Annotated in this window: 20 protein-coding genes; 10 read left to right on the top strand and 10 right to left on the bottom strand. The window is 66.5% G+C overall.

The window, feature by feature from the left end; genetic code table 11:
* The first annotated feature begins 28 nt into the window (after nt 1-28).
* Nucleotides 29-952, top strand: a complete 924-nt coding sequence (locus Q319_RS0112300; RefSeq protein WP_029482797.1) for a DNA polymerase III — start codon at nt 29-31, stop codon at nt 950-952.
* 21 nt (nt 953-973) lie between these two features.
* Here the strand turns inward: Q319_RS0112300 and recR are convergent, their stop codons facing one another.
* Nucleotides 974-1,591 carry a recombination mediator RecR gene (gene recR, locus Q319_RS0112295; RefSeq protein WP_029482796.1) on the bottom strand — a complete coding sequence of 206 codons (618 nt, stop codon included), beginning with the start codon at nt 1,589-1,591 and terminating at the stop codon, nt 974-976.
* Between the two features lie 55 nt (nt 1,592-1,646).
* A complete protein-coding gene (locus Q319_RS0112290) occupies nt 1,647-1,937 on the bottom strand; it encodes a YbaB/EbfC family nucleoid-associated protein (RefSeq protein ID WP_029482795.1) in 291 nt (96 codons plus the stop codon).
* Nucleotides 1,938-2,071: 134 nt separating this feature from the next.
* Between Q319_RS0112290 and moaA the strand changes: the two genes are divergently transcribed.
* Nucleotides 2,072-3,085: a GTP 3',8-cyclase MoaA gene (gene moaA / locus Q319_RS0112285; RefSeq protein WP_081846019.1), complete on the top strand. Its 1,014-nt coding sequence runs from the start codon at nt 2,072-2,074 to the stop codon at nt 3,083-3,085.
* 318 nt (nt 3,086-3,403) lie between these two features.
* Nucleotides 3,404-4,096, top strand: a complete 693-nt coding sequence (locus Q319_RS0112280) for a GntR family transcriptional regulator (protein WP_029482793.1) — start codon at nt 3,404-3,406, stop codon at nt 4,094-4,096.
* 114 nt (nt 4,097-4,210) lie between these two features.
* Here Q319_RS0112280 and rplT read toward each other — a convergent pair whose 3' ends face one another.
* The 7 genes from rplT to Q319_RS0112245 form a co-directional block, all read right to left on the bottom strand.
* On the bottom strand, nt 4,211-4,579 hold the full coding sequence (gene rplT, locus Q319_RS0112275; protein ID WP_029482792.1) for a 50S ribosomal protein L20: 369 nt from the start codon (nt 4,577-4,579) through the stop codon (nt 4,211-4,213).
* The gene (rpmI, locus tag Q319_RS0112270) at nt 4,579-4,785 is read right to left on the bottom strand and encodes a 50S ribosomal protein L35 (RefSeq protein WP_029482791.1); all 207 of its coding nucleotides are present in this window, start codon (nt 4,783-4,785) and stop codon (nt 4,579-4,581) included. Before rpmI ends, rplT begins: the two co-directional genes overlap by 1 nt.
* Nucleotides 4,786-4,997: 212 nt before the next feature.
* Nucleotides 4,998-6,149, bottom strand: coding sequence for an acyl-CoA dehydrogenase family protein (locus Q319_RS0112265; protein ID WP_029482790.1), 1,152 nt, complete (start codon nt 6,147-6,149; stop codon nt 4,998-5,000).
* Between the two features lie 41 nt (nt 6,150-6,190).
* The gene (locus tag Q319_RS0112260; RefSeq protein WP_029482789.1) at nt 6,191-7,285 is read right to left on the bottom strand and encodes an App1 family protein phosphatidate phosphatase; all 1,095 of its coding nucleotides are present in this window, start codon (nt 7,283-7,285) and stop codon (nt 6,191-6,193) included.
* An 85-nt stretch (nt 7,286-7,370) separates the two neighbouring features.
* On the bottom strand, nt 7,371-7,697 hold the full coding sequence (locus tag Q319_RS0112255) for a hypothetical protein (protein ID WP_029482788.1): 327 nt from the start codon (nt 7,695-7,697) through the stop codon (nt 7,371-7,373).
* Nucleotides 7,698-7,763: 66 nt separating this feature from the next.
* Entirely contained in the window at nt 7,764-8,207 is a 444-nt protein-coding gene (locus Q319_RS0112250) for a hypothetical protein (RefSeq protein ID WP_029482787.1), read from the bottom strand.
* 432 nt (nt 8,208-8,639) lie between these two features.
* On the bottom strand, nt 8,640-9,851 hold the full coding sequence (locus Q319_RS0112245; RefSeq protein WP_245619179.1) for an extracellular solute-binding protein: 1,212 nt from the start codon (nt 9,849-9,851) through the stop codon (nt 8,640-8,642).
* Nucleotides 9,852-9,980: 129 nt separating this feature from the next.
* Here Q319_RS0112245 and Q319_RS0112240 point away from each other — a divergent pair, with 129 nt between their 5' ends.
* From Q319_RS0112240 to Q319_RS0112210, 6 genes are all read left to right on the top strand, one after another.
* On the top strand, nt 9,981-10,676 hold the full coding sequence (locus Q319_RS0112240) for a phosphatidylserine decarboxylase (RefSeq protein ID WP_029482785.1): 696 nt from the start codon (nt 9,981-9,983) through the stop codon (nt 10,674-10,676).
* Nucleotides 10,677-10,838: 162 nt separating this feature from the next.
* Entirely contained in the window at nt 10,839-11,723 is an 885-nt protein-coding gene (locus tag Q319_RS0112235; RefSeq protein ID WP_029482784.1) for a hypothetical protein, read from the top strand.
* Between the two features lie 219 nt (nt 11,724-11,942).
* Nucleotides 11,943-12,506 carry a bifunctional pyr operon transcriptional regulator/uracil phosphoribosyltransferase PyrR gene (gene pyrR / locus Q319_RS0112225; protein ID WP_029482783.1) on the top strand — a complete coding sequence of 188 codons (564 nt, stop codon included), beginning with the start codon at nt 11,943-11,945 and terminating at the stop codon, nt 12,504-12,506.
* Complete coding sequence (locus Q319_RS0112220; protein WP_029482782.1) at nt 12,503-13,450, top strand: aspartate carbamoyltransferase catalytic subunit; 948 nt, start codon at nt 12,503-12,505, stop codon at nt 13,448-13,450. Before pyrR ends, Q319_RS0112220 begins: the two co-directional genes overlap by 4 nt.
* A complete protein-coding gene (locus tag Q319_RS0112215) occupies nt 13,447-13,824 on the top strand; it encodes a hypothetical protein (protein WP_029482781.1) in 378 nt (125 codons plus the stop codon). The genes Q319_RS0112220 and Q319_RS0112215 overlap by 4 nt, the downstream gene beginning before the upstream one ends.
* Before the next feature lie 43 nt (nt 13,825-13,867).
* Nucleotides 13,868-15,133, top strand: coding sequence for a dihydroorotase (locus tag Q319_RS0112210; protein WP_029482780.1), 1,266 nt, complete (start codon nt 13,868-13,870; stop codon nt 15,131-15,133).
* A gap of 13 nt (nt 15,134-15,146) precedes the next feature.
* Here the strand turns inward: Q319_RS0112210 and Q319_RS0112205 are convergent, their stop codons facing one another.
* Nucleotides 15,147-15,764, bottom strand: coding sequence for an NAD(P)-dependent oxidoreductase (locus Q319_RS0112205; protein ID WP_029482779.1), 618 nt, complete (start codon nt 15,762-15,764; stop codon nt 15,147-15,149).
* A 297-nt stretch (nt 15,765-16,061) separates the two neighbouring features.
* Between Q319_RS0112205 and Q319_RS28675 the strand changes: the two genes are divergently transcribed.
* The coding region (locus Q319_RS28675; RefSeq protein ID WP_245619185.1) for a DUF6444 domain-containing protein at nt 16,062-16,285 on the top strand (224 nt) is incomplete at its 3' end.

Raw genomic sequence — 16,285 nt, 5'->3', positions numbered from 1 at the left:
TTGAGTTTCGTCTGTGTCTCCCTCCGGCATGACCCTGCACGCTCCCCTGATCGAACAGGCCGACGCCTTTACCGGCAACGCGTTGCTGCTGACTGGCCCGGCGCGGGTGGGCAAACTGGCCGTGGCCTGGGCCATCGCGGCGGCGCAGAACTGCCAGGGGGCGCGCGGCATGGATGGTGAGGCGTGCGGCGTGTGCCGCTCGTGTCTGGCGCTGGCGGCGGGGGCGCACCCGGACGTGCTGCTGGTGGAGCCGCGTGCCACCACCGCCACCGGCAAGGCGGCGCGGCGCAAGCTGATCCCCATCGGCGCGGTGCTGCGGGAACGCGATAAGACCCGCGAGTACGAGACGCACATCTATGAATTTCTGGAGGTGCGCCCCAGCTTTGCCCGCCGGGTGGTGATCGTCAACGGTGCGGAACACCTGGGACCGGAAGCCGCCAACGCCCTGCTCAAGCTGGTGGAGGAACCCCCGCACCGCGCCCTGTTCCTGTTTCTGGCCGAGGACCGCCGTTCGGTGCTGCCCACCATCGTCAGCCGCAGCTCTCGCCTGGGCGTGGCCCCGCTGCCCGATCACACCATCGAGTCGGCGCTGATCCGCTCCGGGCACGAGGCCGACGCCGAACTGGTGGCCTTCGCCGCCGGACGCGCGGGCGTGCTGGCTGATCTGGAAGGCGTGCGCGGCGCACTGGAAGACGCCCGCGAACTGGACAATTCGCTGGGCGTGGGCCTGCTGAGCGCGCTGGAGGCCGCCGAGCGCTTGGAGAAACGCTTCGATCCAGCGTGGCACCCCGAAGCGTTGCGCTTCACCTGGCGGCAGCGCCCCGCCCACGAGCGTGCCCGTGCCGACACCGCACTGGACGCCCTGCAAAGCGCGCTGGAGGCGTATGCCAGCCCCAGCCTCAGCTTTCAGGTGTTTGCCCTGAACGTGCGCGAGGCGTTTGGTCTGAGCTGAAGGTGGGAAGCCAGTTGGTTCTCAGCCTGGAGTCGGGGGCCGGGGCTTGCTGACCTGCTGGCGGCCAGTCATGGCGCGGCCCAGCGTGACCTCGTCGGCGTATTCCAGCGCCCCGCCCACGGGCAATCCGTAGGCGATGCGGCTGACGGTTGCGCCCAGCGGCTCCAGCAGGCGCTGAAGGTAGAATGCGGTGGCGTCACCCTCCACGGTGGTTCCGGTGGCCAGAATCACTTCCTGACCGTCGGTGACGCGTGGCAGCAGCGGCTTGATGTGAAGCTGCTCGGGACCCACACCGTTCATGGGACTCAGGACGCCGTGCAGGACGTGATACAACCCCCGGTACTCACCGCTGCGCTCGATGGCGATCACGTCGCCGGGTTCCTCCACCACACAGATGATCGCCTGATCGCGCGCCGGATCGCTGCACACGTCGCAGACCTCGGCGTCGGTGATGTTGAAACAGACCGGGCAACTGTGCAGATCGCGCTTGGCCGACAGCAGCGAATTTGCCAGCCGCTCGATGTCTTCACGCGGCTGCTCGAACAGGTAGAAGGCCAGCCGCTGCGCGCTTTTGGGGCCAATCCCCGGCAGGCGCGACAGCTCGCGGATCAGCGCGACGAGGGAAGGGGGGTATTTCATGGGCGAGAACCGCTTACGGCCTTATCAGCAGCCCACTGATGCAAGTACCGCGTCCTCAAAATCCGGGAATTCCCAGCCCGCGCGTGGCGTCCTGCTGCAACGCGTCGGCCTTGGCGCTGGCGTCCTGCACGGCCACCAGGATCAGGTCTTCCAGGGCTTCCACGTCGCTGGGGTCCACCGCTTCGGGCTTGATCTTCAGGGCTGTGACCTTGCCGTGGCCGTTCATGGTGACCGTCACCAGGCCGCTGGCGCTGCCTTCCACCGACTTGGCGGCCAGCTCTTCCTGAATCCTGGCGGCGGCTCCCTGGGCCTGTTGCATCTGCTTCATCAGTTTCTTCATGTCCATAGTGCTGTCCATTCTAGCCGGGGTGGGTGGCAGGGAAGGTGGCTTGATTCGGCTGGAGATCGGGTTGGATGGTGGGCCAGCGTTTGGGCCTTGATCCGCCTTTGCCCACGCGCAGGCGGCGTATGTTGGGGGCAATGTTGGTAGACCAGTTGGGACGGCCCCTGCGAGACCTGCGGATCAGCGTGACGGACCGCTGCAATCTGCGCTGCACCTATTGCATGCCCGCCGGGATCTTCGGCCCCGACTATGCCTTCCTGCCCCGCGCCGAACTGCTGAGCTTCGAGGAAATCGAGCGGCTGGCCCGCACTTTCGTCTCGCTGGGCGTGCAGAAGCTGCGAATCACCGGGGGCGAACCCACGCTGCGCCGCGATCTGCCCGAGCTGATCTCACGCCTCGCAAAGATTGACGGCGTGCAAGACATCGCCCTGACCACCAACGGACTGCTGCTGCCCCGCATGTCGGCAGAGTTGCGGGCGGCGGGCCTGGACCGCGTGACGGTCAGCATCGACAGCCTCGATCCAGAGGTCTTCGGGCGCATGAACGGCCTGGGAACGCACCCGCAGAAGGTGCTGGACGGCATCGAGGCCGCGCTGACGGCGGGCCTGGGGGTCAAGATCAATACGGTGGTGCAGCGCGGCGTCAACGAGGATGGCCTGCGGAACCTGTGGCTGGCCCTGCGCGATAAGGCGGTGCTGCGCTTTATCGAGTTCATGGACGTGGGCAATCACAACGGCTGGAATCTGGACAGCGTGGTGCCCTCGCGCGAGGTGCTGGCCCGCCTGAGCGCGGACGGCACCGGGGCGGAGTTTGAGGCCCTGAATCCCAATTACACCGGGGAGGTGGCGGCCCGGCACGTCAGCGCGGACGGCCATGAGGTGGGGCTGATTTCCTCGGTCAGCGCGCCGTTCTGCGGAGATTGCTCGCGGGCGCGCATCTCGGCGGTGGGCGTGCTTTACACCTGTCTGTTTGCCGGAAGCGGCACCGATCTGCGTGCCCCACTGCGCGCCGGGGCAGACGACGAGGCGATGCGTACCCTGGTTTCGGAAGTCTGGAGTGCGCGCACAGACCGCTACAGCGAGGAACGCGGCGAGGTCACCCGCGGGCAGAAGGACCGACAGAAAGTCGAGATGTCGCACATCGGCGGCTAGCGGCAGACCGCTGTGGGCGGGTGTCCCCCAGAGCGTTGCGAAATTTCTTGACCCGGTCAATGGGGCCATGCTGGGGTTCCGTGTCACAGGTCTGTCTGCCCGTCTGGAACGCGGTTTCTGGCTCAACTGCCGTTTTATTGCCCCTCTCCCAGTACAGCCATTCACCACCCGAACTGGAGAATGGAAGGTCTTCCGGGTGTAATCTTTTCATGAGACACTGTCCAGACAAGCTTGTGTACCTCGGACACTAACTTTAAGATAGGCTCAAGCTCATGCCTGTGTATAAAAATGCACGCGCGGAGTGCCCCGGAGGGATGCATGGCGAAATACCCGCTGATCAAATCGACCTTGAAAGACCGGCTGCTGGGTGGCCACTATGTCGAGGGCCTGCCGCTGCCCAGCGAGCCGCAACTGGCCCGCGAATTCGAGGTCTCGCGCATGACCGCCCGCCGCGCCATCGATGAACTGGAGCGCGAGGGCTACGTGTACCGCGTGCAGGGCGCGGGCACCTTTCCCACCGGCAAGCGCTTCCGCCAGGGCACCTTTCGCGTGCGGCCCTTCAAAGAATGGGCGCGGCACCCCGATCACCGTACCACCGTCCTGCGCGCCATGCAGATCGAGGCCACGCCCGAGATTGCCATCGTGCTGCAAATCCAGGCGGGCGATCCGGTGATTTTTGTCCACCGCCTGCGGAACGCCGGGGACGAGGCGCTGGTCATCGAGAAACGCTACGTGAACGCCGCGCTGGCTCCCGGTCTGCTGGACCAGAACCTGAATGCCGAGAGCATCCACGAAACGATGGTCAGCATGGGCGTTCCAATGGCCCGCGTGGAGCAGAATCTGGAGGCCGTCAATCTGCGCCAGGAAGAGGCGGACCTGCTGCGCGTGCCGCTGGGCACTGCCGCCTTTCTGCTGCGGCGTACCACGTACAGCGGCACCAAACGCGCCAGCTATGTCAACTACTGGGTGCGTGGGGACCGCTACGCCTTTCAGGACACCTTCGAGCCGTGAGCGCAACGGTGAACGGCGGCGGGATAGGTTGATCTCCCGCCGCTTTTTCCTGATTGACAGGGACCACAAAAAACCGCCCCCAATCAGGAGGCGGTCTTTTTTAATGCGCGTGCTTCAGGCGGCTTTGTTGTTGCGCGCGCCCTGGGCGGCGTCCACCAGTGCCTTGAAGGCTTCGGGTTCGCGGGCGGCGATATCGGCCAGCACCTTGCGGTTCAGCTCGATCCCGGCCAGTTTCAGTCCACCGATGAAGGTGGAGTAGTTCATGCCGTGCAGGCGTGCGCCCGCGTTGATGCGCTGAATCCACAGGCGGCGGAAATCGCGCTTCTTGTTGCGGCGATCCCGGTACTCGTAGGTGGCGGCGTTCAGCAGGGTCTGGAAGGCGTTGCGGTACTGGCGGCTGCGTGAACCCCAGAAGCCCTTGGCGCGCTTCAGCACCTTCTTGTGGCGGCGGCGGCGGACGATGCCGGTCTTGACGCGAGGCATTATTTGCCACCCTTATAGGGCAGCGCTTTTTTCATGCGCGCCCACTCGCTGTGGGCCAGCACGAAGCCCTTGCCCTTGCCGCGAATCTCGTCGCCGCTCTTGCCGGTGTTCTGGTGGCGCTTGCCGCTTTTAAACGCCATCACCTTGCCAGTGCCGGTGATCTTGATCCGGCGCACGGCGCTCTTGAGTGTCTTCATCTTGGGCATGGTTGGCCCTCCTGTTTAGTCCGCTCACATCGGTATTAACCGCGCTTGCGTCTGGGGTTCGGGCCGCTCAGGCTTTTGCTGCGTGAATGAACACCGCTGCGCCTGTGCCGTTGGTCTGCCCTGCCCCACTTGACCAAGAGAAGACTATACGCGAGTCGGGCAGGCCAGGGCAAGAGGGAGAGAAGGTTGCAGATGCCTCCTGCTTACTGGCTTCAATCCTCCAGCATCTGCCGTCCCAGCGCCGTGTAAGCCGTGTCGTCCGTCGGCGGATGCGTCAGGCCCGCACGGGCGTCGCGCAGCAGCTTTTCCAGGGGCAGGGCCGCGCTCAGGGCTGCGCCGCCCGCCGTGCGCGAGGCCAGATCGGTGGCGAACACTGCCGCACCTGTTGCGTGGGCTTTCGCCGCGCCGATGCCAGGAATCGAGGCAGCGCTGGGGTCCGCGTCCCAGCGGGCGGCGGATTCCAGCAGTAGTGCCCGCGCGGCGTGCAGGGCAGCGGCGGTGCGGCCCACGTTCTCCTGAATGCGCGGCAGGGTGGCAATCGGTGCGCCCAGGGCGGTGGGAACGCGCACGCGGGCGTAAGTGCTGATGGCGTCCAGTGCAGCGAACCCCACCCCCAGGTAGGTGGCCGCAATCGCCGTCCAGAACCACGCGCTGCTGGCGGGCTGGCCGGGAGCGGGGGGCGCATGCAGCGTGGCGGGCGCGTTCGTGAAGACCACGTCGTGGCTGCCGCTGCCGCGCAGGGCCAGCGCCCCCTGCCACGTTTCCTCGATCTGAACACCGGGACCCGCCATGTCCATCCAGTAGCGGCCCACCTGCCCGTCGGGTGTGGCGGCGGTCACCAGTGCCCAGCGCAGCGCCCGCACCCCCGTGGACCACGTTTTGCGCCCGGTAATGCTCCAGCCGCCGCCCTCGAAGCTCTCGCCCTGCGGTGCGGCGCGGGTCCGGGGCAAACCGCCGCGTGATGGGCTGCCCAGGTCGGGTTCGCTGGCCAGGGCGTTCAGGAGTTCGCCGCGCACGCCAGCCTCGGCCACCACTTTCAGCAGCGGCTCCGGCAGGGTGCGCCCCTGAAACGCCGCCCCGGTCACATGCCCGTGCATAGCCAGAATCAGCGCCAGGCTGGCATCCGCCGCGCCCAGCGTCAGTTGCGCCCGCGCGAACTGCGACAGGTTGGCCCCCAGACCTCCCCGGCTCTCTGGGACGGCCAGACGGGTGTAACCGCTCTCCGACAGCGCCCTGGCGGCCTCCGGCGTCACGTCCTGCGCCGCCTCGCAGTCGGCGGCGTGCTGGCGGATGGCGTTGGCGGCGCGGTCCACCACCTCGGCCTGTGCAGGGGTCAGTTCAGAGGGCGGCGGGAAGGAGGTCACGCCGTACAGGGTAAAGGCTGGGTGCTGCCCCGAATGGTCTCTCAGCGCTCGCCCGGGCCAGTCACGCTGATCAGCACGCCCCTGTATTCGCCGGGGGTGATCAGGCCCATCGCCATCGCGTGTCCGGCGGCGTTCAGGCTGTCGGCGGCCAGCACCAGATCGACACCCGCGCGGGCCAGTTCGGTGCGCAGTTTCAGCACGGCCTCGTCCTGAAACGCGCCCGTGATGTCGCGGATATACACGGCCAGCACGCGGCCTGCGTACTTGCGGACCACCTCGGAGTAGATCAGGGCGTCCTGCTCACCGCTGTCGCCGATCAGCACGAATTTCAGGTCCGGGAAGCGCTCGAAGAGGCGGTCGATGACGCCATGTTTGTGGCCGCCGTGTCCGGCCAGCAGGCCCGCGCCCCAGCTCCGCAGGAAGATCGGCCCCAGCGGAATGCGGCGGTAGTCCAGAAACTGCCACAGCAGATCAAAGAAGTTCCAGGGGCTGCTGGACACGTAGAAGACTGGATTGCGGCCCTCGCCCTCGCGGATCAGTGCGCGGTACAGCGCCCCCACACCGGGAAACGGCGAGCGGGTGCGGGCGTTGCCGGTCAGGGCGGTGACCAGCATACGCGGCAGGCTGGTCACGTCCGACTGGATCACGGTGTCGTCGAGGTCGCTGATCACGCCGAAGCGGGCCGCGCCAATGACCTGCACGCGGGCGCGGGTCTGGCCCTCCTTGCCCTCAATATTCAGGGCCGCCTCGTGCCAGCCGCCGGGCAGCGGGCTGAGGGGCGTGAAGGTCAGGGTGAAATAGCCGTTGTCGTCGCTGACTGCGCTGGCGCTGATGCCGTCCAGCACGCCGTTGACCCTGACGCCGCCCACCTCGCGCGAGAACAGGCGGCGCATGCTGTTGAGAAAGTTGCGCCAGCGCCGGTCCCCGATGGCGGGCGGCGACATGGTGCGCGGCAGCAGCACGCGGCCCATCAGCTCGGCACCGTGCGGGGTTCCCCAGCCCACGTAGGGCTGCAAAAGCAGTTTTCCGCGTGCCCGGCGCGGCTGCACGTAGTTGCTGATGGCCCGGTCCGCTGCCAGGACCGCGCGCTCGACGGCGGGCAGCGCCAGTTTGAAGGCCGTCTTGACGGGATTCACAACGGCAGTCTACGGGTCCGCGCAGGCCGGAGGTCTGCCCCACCCTTCACCGTTCGCCGGGGGAGGCCGGAGCAGTCGGCAGGCGTCAATGGACCCGCACGCCCTTGGTCAGCGGCTGCTTGCGGACCCAGGTGATAAAACGCTGGATTTCCTCGCGCTCCAGCATGGCTTCCACCGTGTTCAGCTCGTTGGCCAGTTCCGAATTGCTGAAGGTCTTTTGCAAGTAGCCCTGACAGGCCGCGCACATCCGCACGGTGGGAATGTCGCCGGGCTTGACGCCCTGCCGCCGCCCCTGCGATTTGGGGACCAGATGGTGATCGGTCATGCTGGGGGCCTCGCGCCCACACAGCACGCAGGGATCGGCGGCTTTGGGCGGGGCGTACCAACTGGGATCGGGTGTCTTGCGGGCCATGCCCACCAGCATAGGGCGGGAGGTGATGGGCAGAGGGGACTCGGGCAGATAGGACTGGGCCAGAGGCTAGTTCTTCTTTTCCAGCACCGCCCTCAGGTTGGGGCAATTCAGTTCGCCGCGCAGGGTCAGGGCCTCCACCACGTTCTGGGGCAGCATGGTGCCCTCTACCTGGCTCCCTGCCCCCAGCCGCAGCGGGCCGTCCGGGGTGGTCAGGATCGCCTCCGAACGCAGGCGCACGGCGCGTTCCACGCAGGCGGCGTCCATGAAGTCCAGCACCACCGCCCGTTTAAAAATCCCGTCAGAGATGGTCAGCGTGACCGGGCGCGGCGGATGGTCGGCCAGCGTCCGTGCTGAACGCGCCTGCACACTGAGCGCGCCGGTCATGGCCGCCATCAGCGGCAGCAGCGCCGCCAGTCCCCACACGATGCCTGCGCGTGCGGCTGGGCGGGCCAGCAGCGCCAGCAACGCGCCCGCAAAGGCCAGGGTCAACAGCAGATAGAGGACGCTCATCGGGGGACAGTGTAGCGGGGGGCAGACATTTGGGTGGGCGTTATATGGATCCTGTCTGCTTGGTGCAGAAATCAATGCTTCTGACAGTTTTCGGATTTGAGGAATGACCAGCGATGACCGCGAGATTTTTTGTTCCTCTGCTGGCGCAGCTCTGCGAGTCCTCCCTTGCGGGGAACCCGTACAGCCCGCACCGCGAGAGATTGGGACTGGCACAGCTCCGCAAAAGAGGGGGGATCGGGCATGGCGTCCCAGAGACACTTTTCGGATCTTTCCTCAACTCCTGGTCAAAACTGTCCGAACCATCGGTAGAAATCGGGACAGCGCCAGCTTCCGCATTCCAGAGTTGGAACCCACTTCCTCCTGCTCGCTTTGGTCTTCGGATTTTCAGGTCTCCTCAATACCTCTCAATCGGAGGTTCGGTTACTCCCACTTCTACTTCAGCGCCTGCCGCTGCGCCTCGTCCAGCGCCGCCTTCGCGCTCTGCCTGCCATTGGTGGCTCCATCAATGGCGGTTTCCAGCAGGCGGGTCCAGTTCTCGTAGTCGGGAACCGGGGGGCGCGGCACGGCGCGGCTGAGCTGGGCGTGGGCGGCGCGCAGTTGCGGGTTCTTGGCGTACCAGCCGTCCAGCAGCGGCGTCACTGCCTTGCGTGGCGGGGCATAGGCCGTGACCTGCACCCAGTTCGCCAGCCGCGCCGGATCGTTCAGGAATTGCCAGAAGGCCAGCGCCCCGGCCTGCGCCGCCGCCGTATTGCCGCGCGGCACGCTCAATGTGGCCCCGCCCAGCGGCACCGTGCAGGCCCCGGCCTTCTCGCAGGGAAATGGGGCGATCCCCAGATCAAAAAATGGCAGCTTGCGGGCGTCCGTCCAGTTGGCGACGCTGGCGAGGGCGAAGACGTTCTGCCCGCGCGCAAAATCGAAGGCGGCGCGCGTGGCGTCGTTCAGGGTGCGCGGCTGGGCGGTTTTTGCAGCGCTCATGCGGGACAGTTGGGTCAGGGCGTCCACGGCATCACTGCTGTTCAGGGCCGGTTTCGCGCCGTCCACCAGCGCGCCGCCGCGTGACAGGACATTGGCCTCGAAAGTCCAGGCATCCGCCACGGCCACCAGCGGGCGTTTGGAGCCGCCCGCGAGTTTTGCGGCGGCGGCTTCCAGTTCGGTCCAGGTGGTTGGGGCCTTGACTCCAGCCTTTTTCAGCGCCCCGGCGTTGTACATCAGCACCGGCACGCTGACATTCCAGGGCAGGCCGTAGAACTTGCCTGCCAGTTGCCCGGATTTCCAGACCGCCGGGTAAAAGTCCCCCGTCAGGCTGGCTGGCAGCGCCGCCACCGCCCCGCTCAGGTCCAGCAGTTGCCCGCCTGCCGCCAGCGCTGGAAACTGCGTGAACTCCACCTGGGCCAGCGCCGGGGGCTTTCCGGCTTTCACCGCTGCGTCCAGTTTGGGCTGCATCTCGCGGTAGTTGCCCTGCGAGACCGCCACGATCTCGTAGGCGCTCTGAGACTTGTTAAAGGCCGCCGCATACCCGCCCACCGTGTCCTGCACGCCAGTCATGGCATGCCAGAACTCCAGGCGCAGCGGCGCGGCGCTGGCGGCCCCCTGCAACATCAGGGCGGGGAGCAGCAGGGCAGGCAGGGGGACAGGGAGGCGCACGCCAGAGAGTCTAGCGGCTGGGTCTGACGGCTCTTTGAAGACACGCTGCCCACATACAGATGCCGACTCCCAGCAAAGCCACAACCCCGCGCCAGCCCACGTCCGGCCCCTGCCCGCTAGACTACCGCCATGCGTCTGCGCCGTCTTTTGCTTCCCATCGCCGCTGGAACCGCCGTGTGGTATCTGCGGAGCGTCTACCGTTTCCGCGATCCCGTGCGCGTGCCGCCGACTGGGCCGGGCGTGGTCCTCAGCCCCGCAGACGGCGTGGTCAGTTTTGTGCGCCGCATCCAGGACGGCAAGATTCAGAGCGACGCGCTGAATGCTGCCCTGAACGTGGGCGATCTGCTGGGCAGCGCGGCGGCGGCGCAGAATGGCTGGCTGATGGGCATCTTCGTCGGGCCGCTGGACGTGCATTACGTGTACCAGCCGCAGGCGGGGCAGGTCACGGACGTGCAGCACACTGGCAGCCGCAGCGACGTGGCCCTGCTCGGCCCCGGCGAGGCGCTGTCCATGCTGGCCGGGCAGCCCACCGATCTGCTGGGCGGGCGCGGCACGCTGGAAAACGAGCGCCTGAGCTTTGTGGTTCAGGGTTCTGGGATGCAGGACGAGGCGGGTCCGGTCATCGTGGCCCTGGTGGCTCCCGGCGCGGGTCTGAAGGCCACCTCTTACCTCAAGGAGGGCGACATGGCCAGCGCCGGACACAAGGCCGCCTTTCTGGCCGAGGGCGGGCTGGTGCTGCTGTCGCTGGGTGCCGAACTGACCCCGCAGGTGGGGGTGGGCGAACGCGTCTTGGGCGCGCAGACCGTCATTGCCACGAACGTCTGACCGTCAGATGGTTTGCCATTGACACCGCCACCCACGCGCTAGACTTCTGCGCTGGCCCCTTAGACTGGGGCCACAAGGAAGGAAAACGCCGTGCCCTCATCCAAAAACGCAACTGCCCAGAACAGTGACCGCCATCCGCCCGAGCGCCCTTCGCCCGAGCGGGTGGGCGAACGTCTGGTGGCGGACCGCAAGGTGCGGGCGGTGGCGGGGGCGGGCAGTTACGACACCGAACTGGCCTGGGCGGGCAGCCAGCCCACCTTCGTGACCTTCGAGCGCGATCTGCTGTCCCCGCAGACCGAGATCCGCGCGGGCGTGAGCGTGGAGCGTTTTCCCTTCGAGAAACTGGAGGCGTGGCGTGACTGGAATGTGGCCCGCGCCGAGGCCCCGCTGGCCCTGCTGGCCACCAGCCGGGTGCTGTATGACCCCACCGGCAATTACGGGCGCATCCAGCGGACGCTGTGGAACCTGAGCGCGTCCCAGCGGGCCGCCTACCGTGCCGAACTGCTGAATCTGGCCGCCGAGGGATTGACCGCTGCCCGCGCTGCCCACACCGGGCCGGGCCACGGCGTACAGGAGCAACTGCTGGCCCTGGCCGACGCCCGTGAGATCGCCCTGAACCTGCTGTATCCGGCCCTGCTGACCCATATCCACCAGTGGCCTGAATTCGAGGTCCGGCTGCCCCACGCGTGGCGGGCAGCGGCGGGAATGCGCTTTCCCAAGGCGATTTACCGTCTGGAGCAGCTCTACGCTTTTGGCGGGCAGGAGGAAGCCCGCCGGGCGCTGCTGGCCACGCGCGGGCTGGGGCTGCTGGCCCAGGAACGCCGCGCCCGCACCGCCTACATGGCGGGCTATTACGACGGCGCGCTACGTTATCTACGAGACGAGACAGCCCGCGTGTGGCGCGGCGATCTGGTCCGCTGGTCAAGCCTGTCGGGTGCCCGCCGCGAGAAGCTGGGCACCCTGCTGGGCGTGACCCGCGCCCCCCTCGGTCCCGCCGCGCTGAATCTGGCCGAGGAATTGCTGGAAGCGGTGCGGGACGGGGAATAGCGCGGGAGCGTAAAGCATCCCGCCGCCAGGGTGTTACACTTCTGCCTGACAGGCACCCGCCTGCAAATTTCCCCCTCTCTCGGCAGTCCTGTGAGGCTGCGCCCGCCCCGTGAGGCAGGAGAAGGAGTTCCCTATGAACACGCCCGAATTGAGCCGTCAGCAAGCGCTGAGTGGCGTTTTTTTTGTGCCCGACTTTCTTTCTGGACTGGGAGCCATGCTGTGAGCGGCCCCAAGGCGATCATTCTCAGCAACGACGAGACGCGCCGCGCCCTGACCCGCATTGCCCACGAGATCGTGGAGCGCAACAAGGGCGCGCAGAATCTGGCCCTCATCGGCATCCACACGCGCGGCATTCCGCTGGCCGCCCGGCTGGCCGCCAAACTCTCCGAACTGGAAGGGGTGGACGTGCCCACCGGGATGCTGGACATCACCCTTTACCGCGACGATTTAAGTGAGGTGGCGCACCAGCCGATCATCCGCGAGACGCAGGTGCCCTTCGACATCTCGCAGCGCCGGGTGATTCTGGTGGATGACGTGCTGTACACCGGGCGCACCGTGCGGGCTGCGCTGGATGCGCTGATCGATCTGGGCCGCCCGGCTGGCATCCAACTGGCCGTGCTGGTGGACCGGGGCCACCGCGAGTTGCCCATCCGCGCCGATTACGTGGGCAAGAACCTCCCCACTGCCAGCAGCGAAGTGGTGAAGGTCAAGTTGCACGAAACCGACGGCGTGGACAGCGTGGAACTGTGGGACCTGAGCGAGCTGAAGGCGGAGTTGCGATGACTGCCGCCCCCGCCTCTCCCTCCGCCCGGCCCCGGCATCTGCTGGACTTTCAGGACTGGTCCCCCGAACGCCTGACCGCCATCCTGGACAACGCCGACACCATGTTGCAGGTGCTGGACCGCCCGGTCAAGAAAGTGCCCGCGCTGCAAGGATTGACCGTCTGCAACGCCTTTTTCGAGAACTCCACCCGCACCCGCACCAGCTTCGAGTTGGCCGCCCGCCGCATGAGCGCCGACGTGCTGACCTTTGCCGCCGGAAGCAGCAGCGTCAGCAAGGGCGAGAGCCTGCGCGACACGGTGGAGGTGCTGACCGCCTACAAGGTAGACGCCTATATCGTGCGCCACCACGCCGCCGGAGCCGCGCATTTGGTGGCACGTTACAGCGGCAAACCCGTGATCAATGCTGGCGATGGCCGCCGCGCCCACCCCACCCAGGCGCTGCTGGACGCCTACACGGTGCGCCAGGAATTCGGCAGTCTGGAGGGCAAGCGGGTGGCGATCATCGGCGACGTGCGCCACAGCCGCGTGGCCCGCAGCAACGCCGAGCTGCTGCCCATGCTGGGGGCCGAAGTCGTGCTGTGCGGCCCGGCCACCCTGCTTCCCTCCGATCTGGCCGCCCTGCCGGGCGTCACGCTGACCAGCGATCCAAAGGAAGCCGTGCGCGGCGCACACGCGGTCATGGCCCTGCGCCTGCAAAAAGAGCGCATGGGCGGCGGCTTTCTGGGCAGCTTGCAGGAATACGCCGACACCTATCAGGTGAACGAGGCGCTGATGGCAGAGGCCGAGAGCGGCGCAATCGTGCTGCACCCCGGCCCCATGAACCGCGATCTGGAAATCAGCGGCGAGGCGGCGGATGGCGCGAGAAGCCGCATCTTGCAGCAGGTGGAGAATGGGCAGGCCATCCGAATGAGCGTGCTGTATCACCTGTTGGTGGGGCGGGATTGAAATTCGCCGCCCTTCTGTCCTGCGCTCTCCTCTGCGCCTGCCAGCCCACCCAAACCCAGACCACACTCCCACCCACGGCCACAGCCCAGACCCCCGAACAGGCCGAAGCCCGCGCCTATCTAGCCGAAGTGCGTGCCTCGCTGAACGTCGCGTATCTCAAGGACCGTGAAACCACCACCTCCGGCGACTGCGACAGCCCACGCTTCGAGGACATCTCGCCGCCCCGGCTCTTGAAAGTCGAGGCATGTCGTCTGTCCATTGGGTCTAGCGCCGACTACCGCATCGAGGTTTGCTTCGTGGGCGGCCAGAACTGGATCGCGGACCCCAGCGGCATTCGTCAGGCCGGAGCCGAAGCCCTGCAATTGCTGAATTGAAACCGCTGCTGAATTGAAGCGGCCCTCTCTGACCGAGGTTTCCATGACACTGACCATCACCAACATCAAGCGTTCCAACTCCGACAAAACCGAATCCGTCACCCTTGAAAACGGCGTCATCAAGGGCTGGAACATTCCGGCAGAAGGCGAGACCATCGACGGGCAGGGTGGCACCGTCGCCCCCGCGCTGATCGAGCTGCACGCCCACCTGCGCGAGCCGGGACAGACCGAGAAGGAAGACCTGGCCTCCGGCCTCGCGGCGGCGGCGGCGGGCGGCTACGGCACGGTGGTCTGTATGCCGAATACCGTGCCCGTCATCGACGATCCGGCCATCGTCCGCAGCCTGATTCAGAAGGCTAGTGGGCTGGGCTTCGCGCGCCTGCATCCGGCGGCAGCGCTCACGAAGGGCCAGCACGGCGAGGCACTGGCCGAACTGAGTTACCTGAAGGACGCCGGGGCCGTCATGTTCACCGACGACGGGCGCACCAACGAGAACGCGCGGGTGCTGCGGCTGGGGCTGGAATACGCCGGGAGCCTGGGCATGGTGGTCAGTGTCCACGCCGAGGACGCCTCATTGCGCGCGGACGGTGTGATGAACGAGGGGCCAGTCAGCGAGGCGCTGGGCCTCCCCGGCAATCCGGCGGCGGGGGAGTCGGCTCGAGTGGCGCGTGACCTGGAGATTCTGGCGGGGCTGCACGCGCAGGGATCGAAAGCCCACCTGCACATCCAGCACCTGTCCACCGCCCGCGCCCTGGAACTGGTGCGCGGCGCGAAGGCACGCGGCCTGAACGTGACCTGCGAGGTCTGCCCCCACCACCTGACCCTGACCGACGAGGCGTTGCGCGGCTTTGATGCCATTTACAAGGTGGCCCCGCCCCTGCGAACCCAGACCGATGCCGACGCCCTGCTGGAAGGTCTCAAGGACGGCACGGTGGACTGTATCGCCACCGATCACGCCCCCCACACCCGCGCCGAGAAGGAGCGCGACTTGCTGGACGCCCCCAGCGGCATCGCGTACATCGAACTGGCCTTTCCGCTGATGTACACGCGCTTTGGTGGGGATCTGGGGCTGGAAAAATTGCTGGACCTGATGACGGCTGGCCCTGCCCGCCTGATGAACTGGCCCGCGCCCTCGCTGGAGGCCGGTGCGCCCGCCGATCTGGTGGTGCTTGATCTGGACACCGAGCGCGAAGTCAATCCCGCCGAATTCAAGACCAAAGCCAAGTTCACGCCCTGGGCCGGGGAGATGCTCAGGGGCTGGCCGCTGCTGACCGTGGTGGGCGGACAGGTGGCGTACCGCCGGGAGTGAGGCTGAAAAGCCCTCAGTAGGCGATGCCCACCCGATAACCGACATGCTCCTGCTCCAGCAATTCGGCGTAGGCAAAGGCCGCCGTATCCCCGGTAGAAATCTGCTGTCCGTCCACTGGCAGGTAATCCCGCTCTATCCGGTAACCGCCCACGGCCTTGCCGTCCGGCAGGTAGGTGGGGCACACCACCGTCCATGCCAGCGGGGAGGCGCGCAGCATCTCGCAGGCCCGCTGGTGTTCCTCTGCCGCGAAGGTGGATTTGCGGTGGGATTCACTTGACTGGTAGCGCAGCTTGCCCGGCTCGGTGCGGCTTTCCAGAATGCCTGCCGTTCCAATCGTCACGATTCTGGACACGCCGTGCATGTTCATCCCCGCGATGATGGCCGCCGTCGCCTCCGTCAACGTGGTTGTCGTATCGGTGCTGAGGGCGCTGATCACGGCGTCCGCTCCAGCAATCAGCCGCTCCACCGCCCCCGCATCCCGCGCGTCTCCCTGAACCAGCGTCAGCCCCTCTTGTGGCTTGGCGCTGTCCAGCCTCCGCACCAGAGCTTTGACCGCATGGCCGTCCTGCAAGGCCCGGCGGACGATTCCGCTGCCCGTCCGCCCGGTCCCGCCAAAAATCGCAATGTTCATCTGTATCGCCCCCTGTCTGATCTTCCGCGTCTTTCCGCTGCTGCGTATCTCTGCTGGCTTAAAAAGCCTTGAACTCCCTGATCAGGAGGGAGCGCCTTCGCCCGTGTGCGGCAGGCAGCCTCCAGATGCCGTCCTGTCTCTCATCTCCGCTTCGGTGCTGAGCGCCACACACATTTTTCTAATGTGTTCAGGAGCGCCGACTGGAACAGTATTTTTAGCGTAACTACTCAGCAGGGGGACTTGCGGAGTGGAATCAGATAGAGTAGGCGCATCAAGAACGCTCTTTGCCCCAATTGCCTGATCCTTCAAGCTCGCCTTGACGAGCTTGAACTGCGATTGCTGACCCTGGAAGCTCGCCTTGCCGCCACAAGCCGAACTTCTAGCCAACCGCCCAGCCAGGACAAACCGTGGGTCCCCAAGAGTGAGCGCCAGAAGAGCAACCGCTCTTCTGGCGGGCAACGTGGCCATCCCGGCAAGACGCTCAAAATGAGTGAGCATCCTGATGAAATCAGGACGCTCCC

It is taken from the genome of Deinococcus marmoris DSM 12784 (genome assembly GCF_000701405.1).
Taxonomy (GTDB): Bacteria; Deinococcota; Deinococci; order Deinococcales; family Deinococcaceae; genus Deinococcus; species Deinococcus marmoris.
This window is presented reverse-complemented; position numbering and strand designations above follow the sequence as displayed.

What these genes read in the sequence shown, in the direction of transcription:
- Q319_RS0112240 (WP_029482785.1), top strand. Translation starts at nt 9,981, where the DNA reads ATGCGTCTGCGCCGTCTTTTGCTTCCCATCGCCGCTGGAACCGCCGTG.
- rplT (WP_029482792.1), bottom strand. Translation starts at nt 4,579, where the DNA reads ATGCCTCGCGTCAAGACCGGCATCGTCCGCCGCCGCCGCCACAAGAAG.
- rpmI (WP_029482791.1), bottom strand. Translation starts at nt 4,785, where the DNA reads ATGCCCAAGATGAAGACACTCAAGAGCGCCGTGCGCCGGATCAAGATC.
- Q319_RS0112250 (WP_029482787.1), bottom strand. Translation starts at nt 8,207, where the DNA reads ATGAGCGTCCTCTATCTGCTGTTGACCCTGGCCTTTGCGGGCGCGTTG.
- Q319_RS0112280 (WP_029482793.1), top strand. Translation starts at nt 3,404, where the DNA reads ATGGCGAAATACCCGCTGATCAAATCGACCTTGAAAGACCGGCTGCTG.
- Q319_RS0112290 (WP_029482795.1), bottom strand. Translation starts at nt 1,937, where the DNA reads ATGGACATGAAGAAACTGATGAAGCAGATGCAACAGGCCCAGGGAGCC.
- moaA (WP_081846019.1), top strand. Translation starts at nt 2,072, where the DNA reads ATGTTGGTAGACCAGTTGGGACGGCCCCTGCGAGACCTGCGGATCAGC.
- Q319_RS0112300 (WP_029482797.1), top strand. Translation starts at nt 29, where the DNA reads ATGACCCTGCACGCTCCCCTGATCGAACAGGCCGACGCCTTTACCGGC.
- Q319_RS0112205 (WP_029482779.1), bottom strand. Translation starts at nt 15,764, where the DNA reads ATGAACATTGCGATTTTTGGCGGGACCGGGCGGACGGGCAGCGGAATC.
- Q319_RS0112210 (WP_029482780.1), top strand. Translation starts at nt 13,868, where the DNA reads ATGACACTGACCATCACCAACATCAAGCGTTCCAACTCCGACAAAACC.
- recR (WP_029482796.1), bottom strand. Translation starts at nt 1,591, where the DNA reads ATGAAATACCCCCCTTCCCTCGTCGCGCTGATCCGCGAGCTGTCGCGC.
- Q319_RS0112255 (WP_029482788.1), bottom strand. Translation starts at nt 7,697, where the DNA reads ATGGCCCGCAAGACACCCGATCCCAGTTGGTACGCCCCGCCCAAAGCC.
- Q319_RS0112220 (WP_029482782.1), top strand. Translation starts at nt 12,503, where the DNA reads ATGACTGCCGCCCCCGCCTCTCCCTCCGCCCGGCCCCGGCATCTGCTG.